The organism is Komagataeibacter sp. FNDCF1 (assembly GCF_021295335.1).
Classification (GTDB): domain Bacteria; phylum Pseudomonadota; class Alphaproteobacteria; order Acetobacterales; family Acetobacteraceae; genus Komagataeibacter.
The window spans coordinates 431449-452421 of the sequence record NZ_JAIWOT010000001.1 but is presented as its reverse complement, the minus strand read 5'-3'; the positions used below and the strand labels follow the sequence as shown (position 1 = coordinate 452421).

Sequence of the window (20973 nt, the reverse complement as noted above, 5' to 3'; positions counted from 1 at the left end):
AGCAAATGCATGAAACCATGCATAGCCCGGCCCGTTGGACTGGCACATCCCCCTTCATTCCCCGGTTTTCCCGACAACTGGCACGGACACGTGAGCGCCCCATGACAAAGAAAGCACACCCTTCCCAATCCCCGGCAGCACATATGGGCAAAGGCGGGGAAACCCACCAGACCGCAGGCGGCGAAACCCCGGCCATGACCACCCAGCAGGGGCTGGTCATATCGGATGACCAGAACACCCTGCGCGTGGGGGCGAACGGCCCGGCGCTGCTGGAGGACTTCCACTTCCGCGAGAAGATCTTCCATTTCGATCACGAGCGCATACCCGAACGCGTGGTCCATGCCCGTGGCTATGGCGCACACGGTTATTTTGAACTGACCGACAGCCTGGCCGATGTATGTAAGGCGGACATTTTCGGCAAGGTGGGCGAGCGTACGCCGGCCTTCGTCCGGTTTTCCACCGTGGCGGGCAACAAGGGTTCGGCCGATGTGGTGCGTGACGTGCGGGGCTTTGCCGTCAAGCTGTACACAAGGCAGGGCAACTGGGATCTGGTGGGCAACAACATTCCCGTCTTCTTCATCCAGGACGCCATCAAGTTCCCCGACTTCGTGCATGCCGCCAAGCAGGAGCCGGACCGCGACTTCCCGCAGGCCCAGACCGCGCATGACAATTTCTGGGATTTTGTCTCGCTCTCGCCCGAGGCCACGCACATGGTCTGCTGGGCGATGTCGGACCGCGCCATTCCCCGCTCCTTTCGCTTCATGGAAGGGTTTGGCGTACACACCTTCCGCCTGATCAATGCCGAAGGGCGCTCGACCTACGTGAAATTCCACTGGAAACCGAAGCTGGGCCTGCAGTCGGTGGTATGGAACGAGGCGCTCAAGATCAACGGCGCCGATCCCGATTTCCATCGCCGCGACCTTTGGCAGGCCATTACCAGCGGCAATTTTCCCGAATGGGAACTGGGTGTACAGCTGTTCGATGACGAATTCGCCGATGGCTTCGCCTTCGACATCCTCGACCCTACCAAACTGATCCCCGAGGAACTGGTGCCCGTACGGCGGGTGGGCCGGCTGGTGCTTGACCGCATGCCTGACAATTTCTTTGCCGAGACGGAACAGGTCGCCTTCTGCACCCAGAACATCGTGCCCGGCATCGACTTTACCAACGATCCGCTGCTGCAGGGGCGCAATTTCTCGTATCTCGATACCCAGACCAAGCGCCTCGGTGGCCCGAATTTCACCCATATTCCCATAAATGCACCCAAATGTCCGTTCCACAATTTCCAGCAGGATGGCCACATGGCCATGCACAACCCGAAGGGACGGGCCAATTACGAACCCAATTCATGGTCCCAGCCAGCAGCCGGCCCGCGTGAAAGCGTGGAAGGCTACCGTTCCTTCGCGCAGGAACAGTCCGGCCCCAAGCTGCGCCAGCGCTCCGAATCCTTTGCCGACCATTACAGCCAGGCGCGCCAGTTCTTCATCAGCCAGACCCCGGTGGAGCAGACCCATATGCGCGATGCCTTCATCTTCGAACTGAGCAAGGTGGAAACCCCCGCCATCCGTGCGCGCATGGTCAGCCACCTGCTGCATGTGGACCGGGAACTGGCCGAAGGGGTCGCCACGGGGCTGGGTCTCTCCCCCATGCCCCAGCCTGCGGTTGCAGCCCGTACCGTGCTGACGGGGCTGCAACCCTCCGCCGCGCTGAGCATCCTGAAGAATGGCCCCGACAGCTTCGAGGGCCGCAAGCTTGGCATCGTGGTGACCGGTGGGGTGGATGCCAGCCTGCTTTCCGCCCTGCGCAAGGCGGCGGAAGACGTGGGCGCCACGGTCGAACTGATCGGCCCCACCGTGGCCGGGCTGCATGACAGCGCGGGCAATGAACTGGTGGCGCAGCAGAAGATCAATGGTGGCCCCTCCGTGCTGTATGACGCGGTGGCCCTGCTGCCCACGGTGGAAGGTGCCAATCTCCTGCGTCATGAGGCCACGATGCGCGACTTCATTGCCGATGCCTATGCCCACGCCAAGTTCATCGCCCACAACGATGCCGCCGAACTGCTGCTGGCTGCGGCCGGACTGCACCCGAAAGCCCGTGACGAAGGGTTCGTTGCCCTTGAGGGGGCAAAGGATGCCGACCGGTTCATCCAGACCTGCGCCGCCCTTCGCTTCTGGGCACGCGAAAGTCAGGTGCACGCGGTCTGACGCCCTTGCATCCTGCTGCCGGCCGTAGCCACAATACGGCAGCCGGGGCAGGCCCCGACGTGACAGGACAGCAAGAACCGCACCCATGACCGATACCCCCCCGACCGATACGGACACCCTGACCCGCCCGCATGTTTCCATCCTGTACTGCACACGCTGCAACTGGCTGCTGCGGGCAGGATGGATGGCACAGGAACTGCTTTCCACCTTTGGAGAGGACCTGGGCAGCGTCACCCTTATCCCCGCCAGCGGTGGCCGCTTCGAGATAACGGTGGACAGCGAACTGGTATGGGAGCGCAGGCGTGATGGCGGCTTTCCCGGCCCGAAGGAACTCAAGCAGCGCGTGCGCGATGTCATCGCCCCGGAGCGCGATCTTGGCCATGTCGACCGCACCAATCCCGACGGGAACACAAACTGACACGGCACGGGGCTACATGACAGGAGCACATTGCAACGGTCATGTCCCGTCCCCATACTCTGGTTCATGAAATCTTTCGCACCCTCCGCCGCCATGCCTGCCGCTGACATACGGCACGAAATGGCACGCCTGCGCAGGCTGGCCACCCTGCTGGACGCCGCCTTCCGCATTCCCGGCACACAGGCGCGCTGGGGGCTGGATACGCTGGTGGGGCTGCTGCCCGTGGGCGGCACGCTGCTCATGCTTGTCCCGTCGCTCTACATAGTCTGGAAAGGCTGGAAGCTGGGTGCCAGCCGCCCGGTGGTGACCCGCATGATGGCCAACGTGATCGTGGAAGCGGGCGCCGATCTGGTACCCGTACTGGGTGATGTGTTCGATACCGCCTTCAAGGCGGACCTGCGCAATGTGGCATTGCTGGAACGGCATTTTGGCATGGCCACGCCCTAGACGTTGCCGCCATGGCCGGTAAACTGCGCGACCCTTGCGCCGTCTACCCTAGCAGAAGAAACACACGCCATGGCTCCTTCCCCTGTCCAGCAGGTCCTTGCGGCCCTTGCCCCCATGCTAGGGGAACGGATCAGTCGCAACGATTCCATCCGCACCCAGCACAGCCATGGTGAAGGATGGATGCGTGCCAGCCTGCCCGAGGCGGTACTGTTCGCGCATACCACGCAGGAGGTCTCGGCCATTCTGGCCCGGTGCCACGCCCACCGCGTGCCGGTGGTGCCCTTCGGCGCCGGGACATCGCTGGAAGGCCACGTAACCCCGCCCCCCGGGGCCGTAAGCATCAACCTGTCGCACATGACCCGCATCCTGCAGGTCAATCCCGATGACCTGGACTGCCGCGTGGAAGCGGGGGTAACCCGGCAGGCGCTGAATGCGCAGCTACGCGACATGGGCCTGTTTTTTCCTGTTGACCCGGGTGGGGAGGCAACGATTGGCGGCATGTGCGCAACCCGCGCATCCGGCACCGCCGCCGTGCGCTATGGCACCATGCGTGAGAACGTGATGGGCCTGCGTGCGGTCATGGCCGATGGCCGGATTGTCGATACCGGCGGCCGAGTGCGCAAATCCGCCACGGGTTATGACCTGACCGGGCTGCTGGTCGGGTCCGAAGGCACGCTGGGCATCATAACCGAGATACAGCTGCGCCTGCATGGCATTCCGGAAACCATGGCGGCAGCCGTGTGCCAGTTTCCCACACTGGGTGACGCCGTGCGCACGGCGGTCGCGATCATGCAGATGGGCATACCCATTGGCCGCCTTGAACTGATGGATGACGTGCAGATGGATGCCTGCATCCAGTATTCCCGGCTGGAGGGCTACAGGAAGCTGACCACCCTGTTCTTTGAATTCCAGGGCTCACCCGCCAGCGTGCGCGAGCAGGTGCAGATCGTGGAGGAACTGGCGGGCGATAACGGCGGCCTTGGCTTTGCCTGGAGCGAAAGCCAGGAAGAACGCACCCGGCTGTGGAAGGCCCGCCACGCCGCCTACTGGGCCGGGCTTGCCTATCGCCCCGGCTGCCAGCCGCTGGCGACCGATGCCATCGTGCCGATTTCCGCCCTGACCGAACTCATGATCGGGGTGAAGGAGGATATCCGCCGCTCCGGCCTGTGTGCGCCGATCGTGGGGCATGTGGGGGATGGCAATTTCCATACCCTGATCCTTGTCCCGCCGGAAGACGGGGCATATGCGCGCGCGCTGGACCTTGACCGCAGGATCGTGCGCCGTGCGCTGGCGCTGGGTGGGTCATGCAGTGGCGAACACGGCATTGGCAGCGGCAAGATGGAGTTCATGCAGGCCGAACACGGCGCGCCCGCGCTGGATGTGATGCGCGCGATCAGGCACGCGCTCGACCCGCGGAACATTCTCAACCCCGGCAAGCTGCTGCCCCCGGTGCTGGACTGAATATCCTGACATGTCCCTTCCCCCCGCCATGATCGACCATACCCTCGGGCAGGCACTGGACCTGTTGCGCCGGGGCCAGTTCGCCCATGCCCGCGCCCTGCTGGAAGACTGTCCGGCCACACCGCGTGTGGAGATCCTGCTGGCCCATGCGCATGCGGGCTGCAACCGTGTGCAGGAAGCCGCCCGCCTGCTGTGCCGCCAGGCGGTGGCCAATCCCGGCGCACGACACCCCGCGCTGGACATGCTTGACCTGCTGCTGCCCCATGACCGGGTGGAGGAAGCCGAAGCCGTGCTGCGCGCCATCCGCCAGCGCGCGCAGCAGGACATACGCAGCCATGACATGCTGGGGGAACTGCTGCTGCAACGTGGCCGCACGGCGGAAGCGCAGGCCGTGCTGGCAGATGGGCTGGCACGCTCCCCCGCGCAGCTGAGCACGGGCAACCTGATGGCCGTATGCCTGATGGAACAGGGAGAATTCGCATCCGGGCGCGACCTGCTGCGCTATATCCTGAAGCACCACCCCGACAGCGCCATGACCCATGCCAACCTGGCCCATCTGCTGGCGGCATGGAACCATAATGACGAAGCCCTGCAGGTCCATGGCCGCGCACTGGCCCTGCGCCCGGAGGATGCGCGCCTTCGGCTCAACCATGCCCTGACCCTTCTCAAGACCGGGCGCATGGAGGAAGGCTGGGCCGAATATGAATGGCGCAGGCGCCTGCCCGGCCGCCAGCGCCTGCCCGAAGCGCGGATGCTGCCCGTGCTGGCGCCCGATGCGGACCTGACCGGCCGGACAGTCCTGATCACCCGCGAGGGCGGCCTGGGTGACATGCTGATGATGCTGCGCTTCGTGCCGGTACTGACCAGCATGGGGGCCCGCGTCAGCGTGCAGGCGCCCGATACCCTGCATGGCCTGATCCGCCGCATGCCCGGCGTGCGCCGTGTGACAGGTGAACGGCAGGCCCCGCCACCGCATGACTGGCACTGCCCCTTCCTCAGCCTGCCCCATGTGCTGCACCGCACGAAGGGGCATGACGGACTGCCCGTGCCCTACCTGCGGGCCGATCCAGCGCTGGTGCGCCAGTGGGCCCCCTTCCTGCCCATGGGCACGGACCTGCGCGTGGGGCTGGTATGGGGCGGTGCCAGCCGGCCCGACGCACCGGCCGCCTTTGCCATGGACCGCCGCCGCTCCATCCCGCTGCGCAGGCTGGCACCGCTGGCGGGCATTCCCGGCATAAGCCTGGTCAGCCTGCAGATGGGTACCTACACCGAGCAACTGCGTGACATACCCGCGGGCATGCGCCTGTATGACCCGATGGAGAGCGTGCGCGACATGGATGACACGGCGGCCCTGATTGCAGGGCTGGACGTGGTCGTCTCGGTCGATACGTCGGTCGCGCATCTGGCGGGGGCCATGGGGTGCCCGGTCCTGCTGCTGGACCGGTTCGACAACTGCTGGCGCTGGCGTTCCGGTCGCACCGACAGCCCGTGGTACCCCACCCTGCGCATCATCCGCCAGATCCACGCCGGACAGTGGGAGGATGTGGTCCACCGGCTGTGCAGCATGCTGGACAAGCGTGACCTGCCCGCATCCCTTCTGCCCGCCCGGGCCTAGGTCACGTCCGCGTCCGGGTTGGCGGGAAACCTGCCTTCGAACGCCACTTCCGCCAGCGGCCTGCGCGTGGAGGGGACTTCCCGCCCGCGCAGGTATTCCGGCAGGCTTTCCACACCCCCCTGCCGACCGATGATGATGGCGGCATGCAAGGCATAATCCTCGGGCAGTTCCAGGCCTGCGCGCGCCAGATCATGATCAAAGCCGCTGACGGGATGGGCCGCCCAGCCCGCCTTGCTCAGTTGTAACTGTACCAGAACGGCAGCGGCGCCAGCATCGAATGCATGGGTTGGAGCCGGCACCGGCTCGGCCTTCTCGCTACCGGTTACGGTATGGGATGCGACATACACGATGGCCGAGGCATTCTGCGCCCAGCCATGGTTGAAGGGAATCAGCCATGACAGGAATCGCTCCCAGTCCGCCGTGCCGCGCCGGGCATGGATGAAGCGCCACGGCTGGGCATTATAGGCCGAAGGCGCCCACCTTCCCGCATCAAGGAACGCCAGCAGTTCCTCCCGGGCAATGGGGGCGGGCATGAAGGCGCGCGGGGACCAGCGATCAAGTATAAGCCGCTCGACCGGCGTGTCGGACTGGCGTTGGGGGGCTTCTGTCATGGCGATTCCTGTTCTGCCGGGGCAACGAAAGCGCACACGATAACGCAATCACGCCCCGCGCCAAGGCCGGATCGGCCTGCTGGAACCAGCCACCGGAGCATGGATGCGCCACGGGCCTGCCATCGGGCGCGCGACCGGTCTGCGCCGGAGCGCGGCGCCATTGTGGTACGGCATGCCAGGCTGTGGGGCGCGGACATGGACCCGCCCGGCGCACCCGCCCCGGCGGGGCGCGTTCAGCCCTGATAGATGCGGTCGGGAGGCAGCAGTTTGCCGGGATTGAGGATATTGCACGGGTCCATGGTCCTTTTCAGCGCGCGCATGACGGCCAGCGTGCCTTCGCCATGTTCGGTTTCCAGAAATTCCAGCTTGCCCATGCCCACGCCATGCTCCCCGCTGCATGAACCGCCCAGCGCCAGCGCGCGCGCCACGATCTGGCGGTCCAGCGCCCATGCACGCGCGCGCCCCTGTTCGGTATTTTCGGTGCTGATCAGCGCGTGGAAATTCCCGTCCCCCACATGCCCCAGCAGCGGCGCGCGCAGGCCAGAGGCCGCAATATCGTCCCGCACGCCCGCAATCAGTTCCCCCAGCCGGGAAATGGGCACGATGCAGTCCGTCGAGATCACGCGCGCACCGGGTTCAATGGCCTTTGCTGCCCAGAAGGCATCATGCCGGGCCTTCCACAGCCGCGTGCGCTCTTCCGCCGTATCCGCCCAGGCAAACCCTTTGCCATTGTTGGACAGGGCGATTGCCTCTGTCGCCACAACCTGCTCGTGCACCGCCGCCGGGGCGCCCGCGAACTCAAAGAACAGGGTAGTCAGCGGTTCATAACCCTCAAGCCCGGAATACCGGATGGACGCCGCCATCTGCACGCTGTCCAGCAGTTCCACGCGGCTTATGGGAATGCCGCACTGGATGATCTCGATCGCGGTCCGTATCGCGTCATCCAGATCGGCAAACTGGCATATGGCGGCGGAAATGCTCTCGGGCCGGCCATGCAGGCGCAGCTGTACCTCGGTTATGATGCCCAGCGTGCCTTCGGACCCGACGAACAGCGATGTCAGGTCATATCCGGTGGAGGACTTGCGCACCCGTCCGCCCGTGCGGATGATCTCCCCCGTTGCCAGCACCACCGTCAGCCCCAGCACATTCTCCTTCATCGTGCCATAGCGCACGGCAGCGGTGCCGGAAGCACGGGTCGCGCACATACCGCCCAGCGTCGCCTCGCCGCCCGGATCAACCGGAAAGAACAGGCCCGTGTCCCGTATCCTGGTATTGAGCGCCTGCCGGGTCAGCCCTGCCTGCACGCGGCAGTCCAGGTCCTCCGCATTGATTTCCACAATGGCGGTCATGCCCGACAGATCAAGACTTATGGCATGTTCGGGGGGCGTTACATGGCCTTCCACCGATGTGCCGGCACCAAAGGCCACCACCGGCACCCGGTTTGCATGGCAGGCGCGCATGACGGCTGCAACATGCTCCGTGCTTTCCGCAAGAACCACGGCCCCGGGCAGGCAGGCGGTTTCCATGGCTTCCCCATGACTGTGGGTTTCCAGTACGGACGGGGCGGTGCTGAGTTGTGCCGTCAACCCGCCCGCACGGATTTCGGCAAGGGCCGCAGACAGGCGGGCGGCAGGAGAAGGCGCGCATTCGTTCATGATGGTATCCGGACAGAAAACAGGTTGCCGCGCATTGTAACAACACCTGCGGGACAATGGCCATCGCCCGCCAGTCAATAATATAACTGGCCGGATCATGCGCCCTGCCCTGTCTTTCAGGGACCGTTCCACAAGGTCTGCGACAGGACATGCCGCACGTCATGCAAGCCGTCCGGCTGATACTTTTTTCAAAAAAAGGCAGCACGCCGGAACTGCTGTCACGCACGCAGGGGCATGCCGCGCGGTTACGGCATGCCCCTGTCGCACCCTGCATCAATCAGCAGGAGGAAAAAATCCTGAAATCCCGGTATCCAGGACACCCCCGGAAGCGGTGCCCGTCAATCAAACGTGCCGCCACGCGGCCTTACGATAGGCAGCGTATTGCCGGTAACGGCATAATATACCCGTTCTGAAATATTGGTGGCGTGATCACCGATCCGCTCAAGGTTCTTGGCAATGAACAGCAGATGGGTGCACGGGCCGATGTTGCGGGGGTCCTCCATCATGTATGTCACCAGTTCGCGGAACATGGAGACATACAGTTCATCGACCGCCGTATCGGAATGCCAGACAGTGCGCGCCAGTTCCGGGTCGCGCTGGTCCATGGCATCAATCGTGCGGCGCAGGTTTTCCTGCACCAGCCGGCCCATGCTGCGCAGGCCGGTCAGGGAAATGGGGCACGACAGCAGTTCGTTGCGCATGGCGCGGCGGGCGATACTGGCTGCGCAGTCACCAATGCGTTCCAGGTCACCCGATATTTTCAGCGCCACCACAACTTCGCGCAGGTCCCCCGCCATGGGTGCGCGCAGCGCCAGCAGGCGGATGACCAGCGCCTCTGTCTCGCGTTCCAGTTCGTCAACATACAGGTCCATCTCCGGGGCATCACGCGCTGCCACCTCGTCATGCTCGACCACGGCGGTGATGGCCTGCGCGACCTGGCGCTCGACAGCCCCCCCCATCCTGTTGATGAACGAACGCAGTTGCTCGAGTTCCTGCTCGTAACTCTGGACCGTATGTACCGATTCATGGGGCATTGTCATGACTTTCGCACTCAGCCGAAGCGGCCGGTAATGTAATCCTGTGTACGCTTGGCATGGGGTGCCGTGAACATCTTGTCAGCCGTATCGACCTCAACCAGTTCGCCCATGTAGAAAAACGCGACACGGTCCGCGCAGCGGGCCGCCTGCTGCAGGTTATGGGTCACGATCGCAATCGAGAATTCCTGCTTCAGTTCATCCAGCAGTTCCTCGATCCGGGCGGTGGAAATCGGGTCCAGCGCGCTGGTCGGCTCGTCCAGCAGGATGACCTCGGGCCGGGTCGCGATGGTGCGGGCAATGCACAGGCGCTGCTGCTGGCCACCCGACAGGGCGGCGGCAGAGGTGGCAAGCCGGTCCTTGACTTCCGGCCACAGGGCCACGCGCCGCAGCACGCTCTCCACGCGCTGGTCCATGTCCGTGCGGGACAGGCGTTCGTGCAGGCGTACGCCAAAGGCGATGTTGTCATAGATGGACATGGGGAACGGCGTCGGCTTCTGGAACACCATGCCGATGCGTGAGCGCAGCACGTTCACATCCAGCGTGGGTGCAAGGATATTGCGCCCGTCGAACAGCACCTCCCCCGTCGCGCGCTGACCGGGATAAAGGTCGTACATCCGGTTGAGGCAGCGCAGCAGCGTCGACTTGCCGCACCCCGAAGGTCCGATCATGCCCGTGACCTGACGGGTCGGGAAGTCAAGCGAGATGGATTTCAGGGCATGATTGCTACCATACCAGAAATCAAGATCACGTATGGCCAGCGCCGGTACTGCCGTGTTCTGGCCCGTAGCATTATCCATGATGGTCTTGTTCATTGTTGTGCAGATCCGTTACGCGTAAGCCACCAGCGGGCCAGGATGTTTGTTGCAAGAACCGCAACGGTAATGAGAAGGGCGCCCGTCCACGCCATCTGCACCCAGTCATCATAGGCCGAACCGGCGTACTGGTAGATCGTGACCGGCAGGCTTGCCATGGGGGCATTGAGGCTGGTGGACCAGTTCAGGTTGCCCAGCGATGTAAAAAGCAGTGGCGCCGTCTCACCCGAAATACGTGCAAGCGCCAGCAGGATGCCGGTCATGATCCCGCCCCGCGCCGCACGCAGGCATACGCTCAGGATCACGCGCCACCCCGGTGCGCCCAGCGCATAGGCGGCCTCACGCATGGCGCGGGGTACGAGCCGCAGCATGTCCTCTGTCGTGCGCACCACGATGGGTATGAACAGTACCGCCAGCGACAGTGTGCCCGCCATGCCTGAAAAGTGCCCCGCCGGTTCCACCACGATCAGGTAAATGAACAGGCCAACCAGAATGGAGGGCACGGACAGCAGCATGTCCGACACAAAACGGACAAGCTGGACGATACGCCCGTCCTGCCCGAATTCGGACAGGTAAATGCCCGTCATCATGCCGACCGGCGTGCCGATCAGGGCAGCAAGACCGGTCTGTTCGCAACTGCCGATAATGGCGTTGGCCAGCCCGCCCCCGCTGCCCGGCGCACGGGTGCTGTGCACGAAGGTGGCAAGCGACAGCCCTGCCGCACCGCGCGTGACCAGCGTCCACAGAATGGAAAAGAGCAGGAACAGGACAATGGCCGTTGCAACGTTGCACAGGACACTGACAGACCGTTCCACCAGCCTGCGCCGCACCGCCTGGGCGCCACCACGCTGCCACCCGCCGGCAATGCCCGGCGGTGATTTCTGGGCCGACATGGGCGTATTTCCTTAATTCATCTTGCCGCGCTGGAGGAAAATGCGCGAACAGGCCAGGGTGATGAAGGAGATGACCATCAGGATCGCCCCCAGCGCGAGCAGGGCGGACAGCTTGAGGCTGCCGGCAGCACTTTCGGGAAATTCCAGTGCGATCAGCGAGGCAATGGTGTTGCCCGGTGCAAAAAGCGACCAGCCAAGGTGATTGCTGTTACCGATGACGAAGGTTACGGCCATGGTCTCGCCCAGCGCACGGCCCGTTCCCAGCATGATGCCGCCCATGACCGCCTGGCGTGACCACGGCAGCACCACCTGGCGCATGACCTCCCACCGCGTGGCGCCAAGGCCGAAGGCACTTTCCTTCAGCACGGCGGGGATGGAAACAAACACGTCCGTCATGACCGAACAGATGAACGGCGTGACCATGATCGCAAGGATGATGCCCCCCGTCAGCAGCCCGGTGCCATAGGGCGCGCCACGGAACAGCAGGCCGAGACCCGGCACATGTCCCAGGTAATGCGTGGCCAGCGGTTCCACGTAATGCGCCATGAAGGGCACCACGATGAAAAATCCCCACATGCCAAAGATGATTGATGGCACCGCCGCCAGAAGCTGGACCGCGGTTTCGATGAACCGTGCAAGGGCGAGGGGTGCCATTTCCACCAGCCAGAAGGCAACGCCAAAGGCAAACGGTATGGCGAAGAGAAGGGCAAGCCCCGTCGTGACCAGCGTGCCGAAGATGGATGTCGCGGCACCAAAATGATGTGAAATGGGATTCCACGCCGTACTGGTCATGAAGCCCGGCCCGAATGCAAGAAAGGCCTGACGTCCGCCCCATACGAGCACAAGGATGATACCGGCCATGATGAGCAGGATGAACCACCCGGCCAGGCGTGCGATCATGCCAAAAAGGATATCGCCGGACCGGGCGTGTGCATTCCTGTCCGATACGGACCTGCCGTGGGCCGTGATGGGGGATGGACATTCCATCATGCAGTTCCTGACATGTATGACACAGCCGCAGGATTAGGCCGCATGACCGGGCGGTGGCAATCATTACTTGTGGTATTTTATGTTAAGTTTTTATGACGCCGGGCATGATGCCATCTGTTCTTTCCCTGTCATATAAAGTTCATCTGTTTTCTGTTGCATGACTGTTGGCGGCTGCGGCATAGCAACCTGCATCGGGAGCGGCCTGACCGGTCTGTCTCCTTATGAAAACAGGCAGGAAGCAGCCTCATGTTTGAATCCAGTGTCGTAGAAGTCGATGGTGTCTTTGTTGGCATCGTTTTCCACGATGGCCCGCTTGAACCCTACAGGTTCCGCGCCATGCACGAACGTGTAACCCAGATGGATGGCGACACCGTGCCGACATTCGAAGCTGCCGTAAGCAGGGCGCGCGCACGGTTCCGCATGGGACCACAGAAAACGCCGCGTGTAATGGAAACCGCCCGGCGCCGCGCCTGAAGCGCGCCCCGGGCGTCCTATTTCGCCCTGCCATGATCGCATTTTATAAATTGTGAATATTCTATTAAACATAATCAGTACAACTTATTTTTTTACTTAAAATACTCTACCACGGGCAGAACAATAACTTATCGGTGTATTGTTTCATGCTCCACTTCGCACCTTATTCCACGTTTTCCATAATCGCGCTGGTCATATGCTTTGCGCTTGTATGCATATTCGAATTCGTAAACGGCTTTCATGATACGGCCAATGCCGTTGCCACCGTCATCTATACCAATTCCCTCAAGCCCCGGACGGCGGTGATCTGGTCGGGATTGATGAATTTCGTCGGGGTGATCCTTGGCGGCATCAGCGTGGCCTACGGGCTGGTTGAACTGCTGCCGGCCGATGTTCTCTCACCCCCCAATGGCGACCCGGCCGTGCCCATGCTGATTGCCCTGTTCGGCACGGCACTGGCATGGAACCTGTTCACCTGGTGGTTTGGCATTCCCAATTCCAGTTCGCACTGCGTGATCGGCGCGCTGATCGGCATCGCCATCGGTGATGCGCTGCTGCATACCCGCAGCCTGGGCAACAGTGTCGACTGGTCACAGATATGGAAGATCCTGCGCGCCCTTGCCATCTCGCCCCTGCTTGGGCTGATCGGTGCGGGGGGCCTGTATTTCGTGGTCAGACATCTGGTAAAGGACCCGGAACTCTATCAGCCGCCACAGGGTGACAGGCCCACGCATGGCTGGGTACGCGGCCTGCTTGTCCTGACCTGCACCGGTGTCAGTTTCTCCCACGGCAGCAATGACGGTCAGAAAAGCATTGGCCTGATCATGCTGACCATCATCGGTGTCCTGCCCGCCACGTTTGCACTGGCGCCTGACAGCGCGGGCCAGATCACCCATATCGCACAGAACGCGACCATCGCCGCCCCGCTGATTACCCAATATGATCACGACGGCCTGCGCGATGAAGCCATTGCCTCCGTCAACCGCCTGACCCAAACCAGCCCGGATACGGTTGTCGCCTCCGCACTGCGTGCCGACATCTATGAAGTCGTGGCGGGTCTCAAGGCCGTGGCCGCCAACACTGACGCTTCGGCCCATGACCGGGCGACCGCCAAAACCCTGAGCAACCAGATCCGCCCCGTGGTGGAATATGCCCCATGGTGGGTACGCCTGCTGAGCGCGCTGTGCCTGGGGATCGGCACCATGATTGGCTACAAGCGGATCGTCCATACGCTGGGCGAGAAGATTGGCAATACCCACCTCACCCCCGCACAGGGCGCATCGGCTGAACTGGTGGGCGCGGGCCTGATTGCCACCGCCGGCTATACCGGACTGCCCGTCAGCACGACGCACATCATTACCGCAGGCATTGCTGGAACCATGCTGGGCTCCGGTTCCGGCATCAACCGGGGCATGCTGGTCAAGATTGCCCTGGCATGGATCTGCACCCTGCCGGTTACCATTACCCTTGCCGCGGGCCTGTTCTATCTCCTGAGTATCTGATGTTGATCAAAGCGCATTTCAGAATAATTTTTTGCTGAAATAGCATTTAATACAATAATTACCGGGAGGAGGCCATGTCCTCCCGGTCTTTTCCATATCTGCATTCCCTGTAACCGGGACATCCTGCACAGGCTGCATGGAATCTGATATTCAAGAAAATTGGATACAGTCGCCATGATCCCGCACTCATTTCCATAAAAATGGAGATGTCGGTCATGCCATCAGGCCCGCTTTGCGCCAGCCTGATTGCCAGCATCTGGAAATGCCTGTTGTCCGGCAGCGGCCTGAACGCCACGGGCCCATAAAAAACCGGGAGGGCACGGACCGCGCTCCCGGTTGATCATATCCGTATCCCGTCCGGTTCCAGACAGGAAGGTCGTCAGTATTCCTGGGGCACGATCATGCTGTCAGGCACGGGCTGGCGCAGGTAATCGGGGCTGAACACCCGATCGGGCAGCCTGACTTCCGGCTTGTGTATTTCCTGATACGGTACCTGCGAGAGAAGATGGCTTATGCAGTTGAGACGCGCCTTCTTCTTGTCATCGGCAGGAACGATCCACCATGGCGCCTCTCTGATATTGGAACGATCCAGCATGATTTCCTTGGCCAGCGTATAGGATTCCCACCGCCTGCGGCTTTCAAGATCCATCGGGCTGAGCTTCCACTGCTTCAGCGGGTCTTCCATACGGGCGCGGAAACGCATTTCCTGCTCGTCATCGGAAATGGAGAACCAGTATTTTATGATCTGTACGCCGCTGCGCACCAGCATACGCTCGAATTCCGGGACGGAGCGGAAGAATTCCTCGTATTCCTCATCCGTGCAGAAATTCATGACACGTTCCACACCGGCACGGTTGTACCAGCTACGGTCAAACAGCACGATTTCACCCGCGGCGGGAAGATGGCTGACATAGCGCTGGAAATACCACTGCGTGCGCTCACGGTCATTGGGGGCAGGCAGGGCCGCGACACGGCATATCCGTGGATTGAGCCGCTGGGTAATGCGTTTGATCACACCCCCCTTGCCCGCCGCATCCCGTCCTTCGCAGATCACGACAAGCCGGTGCCCGGTATCCTTGACCCAGTCCTGCAGCTTGACCAGTTCACCCTGCAGGCGCAGCAGTTCACGGAAATAGGACCGACGGGAATCCGGGGTTCCATGGTCCTTGTCCGATCCCAGGCGGCTATCATCAAGTTCCAGTTCAATTTCTTCGTCGATATCGTCAAGAACGTCCTCGCGCAGGCGGTTTCTTTCCCATAACTCTCTCGCGCGGCCGGGAGCTTCGGTCATGGCTGGATACATCTCCATAAATTTCAGGCGCTCAGAATGAAAACAGGATCAGAATTCATCCTGGATATAGATTTCGTCCTCCGCCTGCGGGTCGGCTTCCCGCGGGGGAGACTTCCGTTCCGTCAGGCCCCTCCTGTCTTTCCAGACCAGTACGACCGCAGGCCGCCATTCTTCATGGATGGAGGCCGGCTTGTATTCGGAATCCTGTTTCATGATATGCATTCCTGTCAGACACCTATCAGATCATAGGCATGGACAGGTATACGGAGGCTGCATCATCATGAATGTGAATATTTGATTAAATCCATGAACCATGCTGCGTATTTTATATTTATTGATAGATCATAGTATTTTTATTTAGAGGGTGTTATGCACCTTGCGCGAGTATAGCGGCGTTTCTGAGCATGAAACATGCGAAAGCGACGACATGGAGACTTGCGAGGGTTGAAGCGTAACGCTCGTAGTCCTTGACGAGCCTGCGGCATCGTGTGGCCCATGCGAAAGACCGCTCGACGACCCATCGGCGCGGCAGCAGGACAAAGCCGCGCTTGGCTTCGGGCAACTTGACGACTTCGAGTGCGATACCGTGCGTGCGAGCCGCCTCGTCTGGTTTTGAGCCCGTATATCCCTGATCGGCATAGGCCAGTTCGACGCTTTCGTCAGTGGCCTCCTGAATGGCACCGGCGAGGCGTCCGACCTCGGCGCGATCATCCCGATTGGCTGGCGTGACATGCAGGGCCAGCAGGTGGCCCAGCGTATCCACAGCCATATGCAGCTTCGAGCCCCGTTTGCGTTTGGCCCCGTCGTAACCGGCGCGAGGCCCGCTCTCGGGTGTCGAACGTAATGTCCGGCTGTCGAGGATGGCTGCAGTGGGTTCCGGCAGGCGACCAGAAGCCATGCGCAAGACGGCACGTAGATCGCAGGCCAGCGTCTCGAAGCAGCCGGCATCCATCCAACGACGGGACTGCTGGTAAACCGCCGACCACGGCGGCAGATCGTTTGGCATCGCGCGCCAGGCAATCCCGTAGCGGATCACGTAGCGCAACCCGTTGAACAGTTCGCGCAGATCATGCCGCCGCTGTTCCGCGTCCTCTCGCATCAGGACCAGATACGGAACGACCAAAGACCATTCTTCGTCTGATACATCAGAGGGATACGGTTTGCGTGCGGGTGCCATCCCTCATTACTGCACCAATCAGGAACGAAAGTACATAACACCCTCTAGCAGCCTGTCGGGTTGGGCATTTTGCGGCTGATAACGCCGAGGCTGACCCGGCTTATGCTGCCTGAAGCCGTGCCATTCTTTTGCAGTTGTATGCGAGAGCGACGAGGGTCCATTCAGTCGTGACTTTTGCAAGGCCACGCAGACTGAATCTTCTGAAGCCCATGATGCTTTTGATAATTCCAAAGACCGGTTCAACGGTCTGTTTTCGTAGTCTGTAAATATTTCCGGCTTTTGTGGTTTCCAGTTTTTTCTTCATGGCAAGCCGCCAGGGTTCGGTGATCCGGCGCGGTTCCCTGTCTTCAGGAGGTGGCCGGAAGTCATAAGGCCTGCGGGCGCAGGGCCGTCCGATGGCGACCAGCGGATCGATGCCTTTTTTCCGCAGGTCCCGGACCGCCTGCCCGCTGGCGTAACCGGTGTCGGCGAGCACTGTCTTTGGGAGACCGATCGTGTGTTCCATCGACAGCACGGTGCTGGCAAAGGATGGCGCGTCCGCTGACGTGGCGACAACGTCGGTTGTCACGATCAGCTGACTGCCTTCGGCGCAGACCACGGCCTGGGCATTGTAAGCCTGCCGGAACTCGTGGGCGTCCGAACGCCGCATGAGGCGGCTGTCGGGATCGGTCAGACTGATCTGCCGGTCGGGTGGCGGTTCATCATCCGGCGGTTTCGGCGCCCTGCCACGACGCCCTGTTTTCGCATCATAAGCGGCTTTCTTCTTCTCGTATGCCGGTCGCGCCGCCTCGGCCTGCGCTTTCGCATCTGCTTCCAGCCGGGCGCAGGCTTCGTCCAGCTTCGCTTTCAGTGTTTCCCGTCGGGCAAGCTCTTCTGGCAGGGCCTGCGGATCTCTGTCTGTGGCATCTGCGTGCTCCGCCTGGTCCATCAGTTTCGCGATATCCACCGCCAGCTGTTCGCGCAGTGCCCTGATCCGGTCGTAGCGCAGGGAACGGTATTTCGAAGCGTCGGCATCAATTTTCGTGCCGTCAATCGATACGACACCCAGACGCAGCAGACCCGTCTCGCGCGCCAGAAGCAGGACCTGCGCAAATGCAGCTTCAATGGCTGTCCGGTTCGTCCGGCGGAAGGTCGCAATCGTATCATGATCCGGATGCAGGTTCGCCGCCACGAAGCGTACCCCGATGTCGCGATATGTCGCCCGCTCGATCCGGCGTGAGGAAAACAACCCGTTCGCATAGCTGAAGATCAGAAGGGCCAGCATCAGGCGCGGATGATACTGCGCCTTGCCTCCCGTGCGCACTGGCACGCAGAACGCACTCATCGGAACCCGCTCAACAGCTGCGACAATGAAATGCGCCATATCGTCAGCCGGAAGCCACGACGTCAGATCAGGCGGCAGAAGATACGGCTGGGATCGGTCAAACGGGATGAAGCGGCTCATCGCGACACTCTACAGCCTTACCCCTTCACAGGGTACCCCAACCCGACAGGCTGCTAGAACACGCCATAAACCCATGCCGTGACATCAATATGCTTATTTTTATGACTGATCAGGCATTCATCCTGTACAGGCAATAAAGAACGCCATTGTCAGGACCGAGACAACCGCGCTCAGGAACAGCGTGGAGGCCGCTTCCTGTTCGTCGGTTCCAAAACGGACCGCAAGAATGACAACAACGGTTCCGACCGGAATGGACAGGGCAAGCACCGCCGCACGCACGGCTTCATGCGGCAGCCCCATCATGCCCAGTCCCAGCCATGACAGGCCGGGCACGACCATATTGCGGACTGCAACCGTAACCATGACCGGCAGAGTAATGGAAACCCGCTGCAGGAACAGCACGATACCGGATGCAAACAGCGCAACGCCCGCAGCCGCGCTGCCCAGCAGCGCAAACGCATTGAGCAGGGCAACGGGAAAATGCACATTGCAGGCCACCAAAACGGTTGCGGCAATGGGGGCCCAGACAATCGGCTCCCTGAGGGAGGTGGCGATCTCGCGCCCCAGATGCACCGGGTGGCCACCACCTGCCGTTGCGTTCTTGGCTAGCATCACCATGCAGACCGGGGTCTGCACGAGCACCATGGCAAAGACGGAAGCGGAAATGACAACGGCCGTCGTGCTCTGCCCTATCAGCACCGGCAGCATGGCGGAACCGATAAACGGTACCGATGGCGCGCCCATGGCCAGCCCCTGCAGGGTGGCGGACGCGGCATTGCGCCGAAAGATGTAGCGTGACAAAAGATAGGCCACGCCAAAACTCAGGCACATGATGCCGAAAACCGATCCCGCCAGCGGCAACTGCCCCGCCAGGATCGTGCGTGGCATACGTGCAATCCCCACGAACAGGCTGAGCGGAAACGCATAGAGCATGACCATCCGGTTGAGGATGGCAACCTGTTCTCCATTGAAATCCCGGCGCCATCCAGCCCCGTAGCCAAGCACGAATATCACGACAAGCGGCAGCATCGCGGCAACGATGGTCGAAAGCATGGGCCCTGATCCTGTCATCTATGTCTTACGGCGCACGGGCAGGCCGGACCTGCTGGCAATGATGTCTATATCATGCCGTCGGGAAACGACAGGCCCCGGCGGGAAGGTGAAGGGGAGCGGAAACATTGCATGAAACAGACCGGCCGTAAAACCGAACCGGCCCCACGGGTTAGGGAAATATTAAATCCCTTGATGCAAGCCATGCACCATGGCCCTGCCTGCGGGTGCATGAAAACCGTTTGATAACAATGGCTGGGCGTCCTGCATCCTGTTAGTTGCGAATGATAATTATCATTATTAGTGCATTGATATATAATGTTATTTTATTTGTAAAATCGCACTGCATACGCTATGTGTTATAAACAATTCTCATTAACGGATAAAAGAGCCGCATCATGCCGATCAAGGACCCCAAGGTCATCGAGTTCCTGAATACCCAGCTGACCAATGAACTGACGGCCATCAACCAGTATTACCTGCACGCCCGCACCCTGCGCCACTGGGGCGTGACCCTGCTGGGCAAGAAGGAATACGAGGAATCCATCGAAGAAATGCGCCATGCCGACTGGCTGATCGAGCGTATCCTGTATCTGGGCGGGCTGCCCAACGTGCAGCGCTACAATCAGATCCTGGTCGGTCAGGACGTGGAGGAAATCCTCAAATGCGACCTGAAGCTTGAGGAAAAGGCCATCGGTGACCTGCGTGAAGGCATCGCCTACTGCGAAAGCGTGCGCGATTTCGTATCGCGTGACCTTCTGCTCAAGATCCTTGTGAACGAGGAAGAGCACGAAGACTTCCTTGACCGGCAGTTCGACCTGATCCGTCAGGTGGGTATCGAGCGTTATATCCAGCTCAACTCGGCCCCCGCCCCAGATCAGGAATAAAGATCCGGCCGGGCAGGCATTCCATGCCTGCCCCATGTCCGGGCGGCCCGTTCATGATCCCGGCCGCCTGGTGGATCAAGCTTCCGCCTGATTGTTATTGATTTCATATCGGGATGGAAAATACATTATTTCTGATAGAAATTATTGATCATTATAATTGGTACGGCCGCATGTATGCCTGCATGGGCTCCAGTATTTCTGCATCTATTCCAGTTAGGGCATGCCATGCCACAAGATGACATTCCAGAATCGCCCATTGCCAGTCTTTGCCGTGACAAGGGACTTAAACTGACCGACCAGCGTCGTGTGATTGCCCATGTCCTGTCGGAATCCGATGATCATCCGGATGTGGAAGAACTCTACCGCCGCGCCCTGGCAATTGATCCCCGCATTTCCATTGCAACCGTCTACCGCACCGTACGCCTGTTTGAGGAAAAAGGCATTCTGCTTCGGCGTGATTTTGGTGGCAGTCGGGCACGGTATGAAAAAACCGACCATGGCAACCACTATCACCTGATTGATGCAAAGTCCGGATCCGTCATCGAATTCGAGGATGAAGTACTGGAAGTCATGCTTCGGCAGATTGCCGTCCGCATGGGCTTTGATCTTGTAACGACACGCCTGGAACTGTTTGGTAAAAAGATGAAATAGGCCATGGCTGGCTGGTGGAAGATACAATATCTGCAATATATGTGCCTGACCCTGTCATACAGGAACATGACAGTATCCTGTAAGAACAGCCGCAACGGCGGGCATGAAAGGCGCCAGAACCAGCGTCAGGTCATCAGATGGATATACGCCTGACAATGCACACCATAAAATTCATGCCCGCGTTGCAGAGGTTGGAATATTTTTATTAAAAATCCATTGAATTCCGGCATCTTCATCAAATCCGTTCCATTAAACGGAATGATTTTTCGCACGACGTTGACAATTCGGTAAAATATTTCATATCATACTGAAAAATATCTATATTTTATTCGGACAGGATACGTTTTTATTTCT

20 protein-coding genes are annotated in these 20973 nt (G+C 60.8%); 9 read left to right on the top strand and 11 right to left on the bottom strand.

Going from position 1 to position 20973, the window contains the following annotated elements; all coding sequences use genetic code 11:
* Positions 1 to 101: 101 nt before the first annotated feature.
* From LDL32_RS02110 to LDL32_RS02090, 5 genes are all read left to right on the top strand, one after another.
* Positions 102 to 2204, top strand: coding sequence for a catalase (locus LDL32_RS02110; protein WP_233064213.1), 2103 nt, complete (start codon positions 102 to 104; stop codon positions 2202 to 2204).
* Between the two features lie 85 nt (positions 2205 to 2289).
* A complete protein-coding gene (locus LDL32_RS02105; protein WP_233064212.1) occupies positions 2290 to 2622 on the top strand; it encodes a SelT/SelW/SelH family protein in 333 nt (110 codons plus the stop codon).
* 66 nt (positions 2623 to 2688) lie between these two features.
* Positions 2689 to 3069, top strand: coding sequence for a DUF4112 domain-containing protein (locus tag LDL32_RS02100; protein ID WP_233064211.1), 381 nt, complete (start codon positions 2689 to 2691; stop codon positions 3067 to 3069).
* Positions 3070 to 3138: 69 nt separating this feature from the next.
* Positions 3139 to 4530: an FAD-binding oxidoreductase gene (locus LDL32_RS02095; RefSeq protein WP_233064210.1), complete on the top strand. Its 1392-nt coding sequence runs from the start codon at positions 3139 to 3141 to the stop codon at positions 4528 to 4530.
* A gap of 28 nt (positions 4531 to 4558) precedes the next feature.
* A complete protein-coding gene (locus tag LDL32_RS02090) occupies positions 4559 to 6145 on the top strand; it encodes a tetratricopeptide repeat protein (RefSeq protein WP_370636735.1) in 1587 nt (528 codons plus the stop codon).
* On the opposite strand, the gene LDL32_RS02085 is transcribed toward LDL32_RS02090, so the two are convergent.
* From LDL32_RS02085 to pstC, 6 genes are all read right to left on the bottom strand, one after another.
* Positions 6142 to 6756, bottom strand: a complete 615-nt coding sequence (locus LDL32_RS02085; protein WP_233064208.1) for a nitroreductase family protein — start codon at positions 6754 to 6756, stop codon at positions 6142 to 6144. The two genes, LDL32_RS02090 and LDL32_RS02085, sit on opposite strands and share 4 nt — an antisense overlap.
* A 233-nt stretch (positions 6757 to 6989) precedes the next feature.
* Entirely contained in the window at positions 6990 to 8411 is a 1422-nt protein-coding gene (locus LDL32_RS02080; protein ID WP_233064207.1) for an FAD-binding oxidoreductase, read from the bottom strand.
* Positions 8412 to 8749: 338 nt separating this feature from the next.
* Positions 8750 to 9445: a phosphate signaling complex protein PhoU gene (gene phoU, locus LDL32_RS02075; RefSeq protein WP_233068642.1), complete on the bottom strand. Its 696-nt coding sequence runs from the start codon at positions 9443 to 9445 to the stop codon at positions 8750 to 8752.
* Between the two features lie 17 nt (positions 9446 to 9462).
* Entirely contained in the window at positions 9463 to 10260 is a 798-nt protein-coding gene (gene pstB, locus LDL32_RS02070) for a phosphate ABC transporter ATP-binding protein PstB (RefSeq protein WP_233064206.1), read from the bottom strand.
* Positions 10257 to 11153: a phosphate ABC transporter permease PstA gene (gene pstA / locus LDL32_RS02065; protein WP_233064204.1), complete on the bottom strand. Its 897-nt coding sequence runs from the start codon at positions 11151 to 11153 to the stop codon at positions 10257 to 10259. The genes pstB and pstA overlap by 4 nt, the downstream gene beginning before the upstream one ends.
* Positions 11154 to 11165: 12 nt before the next feature.
* A complete protein-coding gene (pstC, locus tag LDL32_RS02060) occupies positions 11166 to 12143 on the bottom strand; it encodes a phosphate ABC transporter permease subunit PstC (RefSeq protein WP_233064202.1) in 978 nt (325 codons plus the stop codon).
* A 246-nt stretch (positions 12144 to 12389) separates the two neighbouring features.
* Between pstC and LDL32_RS02055 the strand changes: the two genes are divergently transcribed.
* Positions 12390 to 12617, top strand: a complete 228-nt coding sequence (locus tag LDL32_RS02055) for a hypothetical protein (protein WP_233064200.1) — start codon at positions 12390 to 12392, stop codon at positions 12615 to 12617.
* A gap of 146 nt (positions 12618 to 12763) precedes the next feature.
* On the top strand, positions 12764 to 14119 hold the full coding sequence (locus LDL32_RS02050; RefSeq protein WP_233064198.1) for an inorganic phosphate transporter: 1356 nt from the start codon (positions 12764 to 12766) through the stop codon (positions 14117 to 14119).
* A 379-nt stretch (positions 14120 to 14498) separates the two neighbouring features.
* Here the strand turns inward: LDL32_RS02050 and ppk2 are convergent, their stop codons facing one another.
* The 5 genes from ppk2 to LDL32_RS02025 form a co-directional block, all read right to left on the bottom strand.
* Positions 14499 to 15422 carry a polyphosphate kinase 2 gene (gene ppk2, locus LDL32_RS02045; protein ID WP_370636734.1) on the bottom strand — a complete coding sequence of 308 codons (924 nt, stop codon included), beginning with the start codon at positions 15420 to 15422 and terminating at the stop codon, positions 14499 to 14501.
* Between the two features lie 36 nt (positions 15423 to 15458).
* Complete coding sequence (locus LDL32_RS02040) at positions 15459 to 15623, bottom strand: hypothetical protein (RefSeq protein WP_233064196.1); 165 nt, start codon at positions 15621 to 15623, stop codon at positions 15459 to 15461.
* Between the two features lie 154 nt (positions 15624 to 15777).
* Positions 15778 to 16587 (bottom strand): IS5 family transposase, encoded by an 810-nt coding sequence (locus LDL32_RS02035; protein ID WP_233064195.1) that lies wholly within the window; start codon positions 16585 to 16587, stop codon positions 15778 to 15780.
* Positions 16588 to 16687: 100 nt separating this feature from the next.
* The gene (locus tag LDL32_RS02030) at positions 16688 to 18031 is read right to left on the bottom strand and encodes an IS1182 family transposase (protein ID WP_233063728.1); all 1344 of its coding nucleotides are present in this window, start codon (positions 18029 to 18031) and stop codon (positions 16688 to 16690) included.
* A gap of 117 nt (positions 18032 to 18148) precedes the next feature.
* A complete protein-coding gene (locus LDL32_RS02025; RefSeq protein WP_233064194.1) occupies positions 18149 to 19084 on the bottom strand; it encodes an AEC family transporter in 936 nt (311 codons plus the stop codon).
* A 395-nt stretch (positions 19085 to 19479) separates the two neighbouring features.
* Here LDL32_RS02025 and bfr point away from each other — a divergent pair, with 395 nt between their 5' ends.
* Positions 19480 to 19968, top strand: coding sequence for a bacterioferritin (gene bfr, locus LDL32_RS02020; protein WP_233064193.1), 489 nt, complete (start codon positions 19480 to 19482; stop codon positions 19966 to 19968).
* Positions 19969 to 20193: 225 nt separating this feature from the next.
* Entirely contained in the window at positions 20194 to 20619 is a 426-nt protein-coding gene (locus tag LDL32_RS02015) for a Fur family transcriptional regulator (RefSeq protein ID WP_233068635.1), read from the top strand.
* Positions 20620 to 20973: the final 354 nt, after the last annotated feature.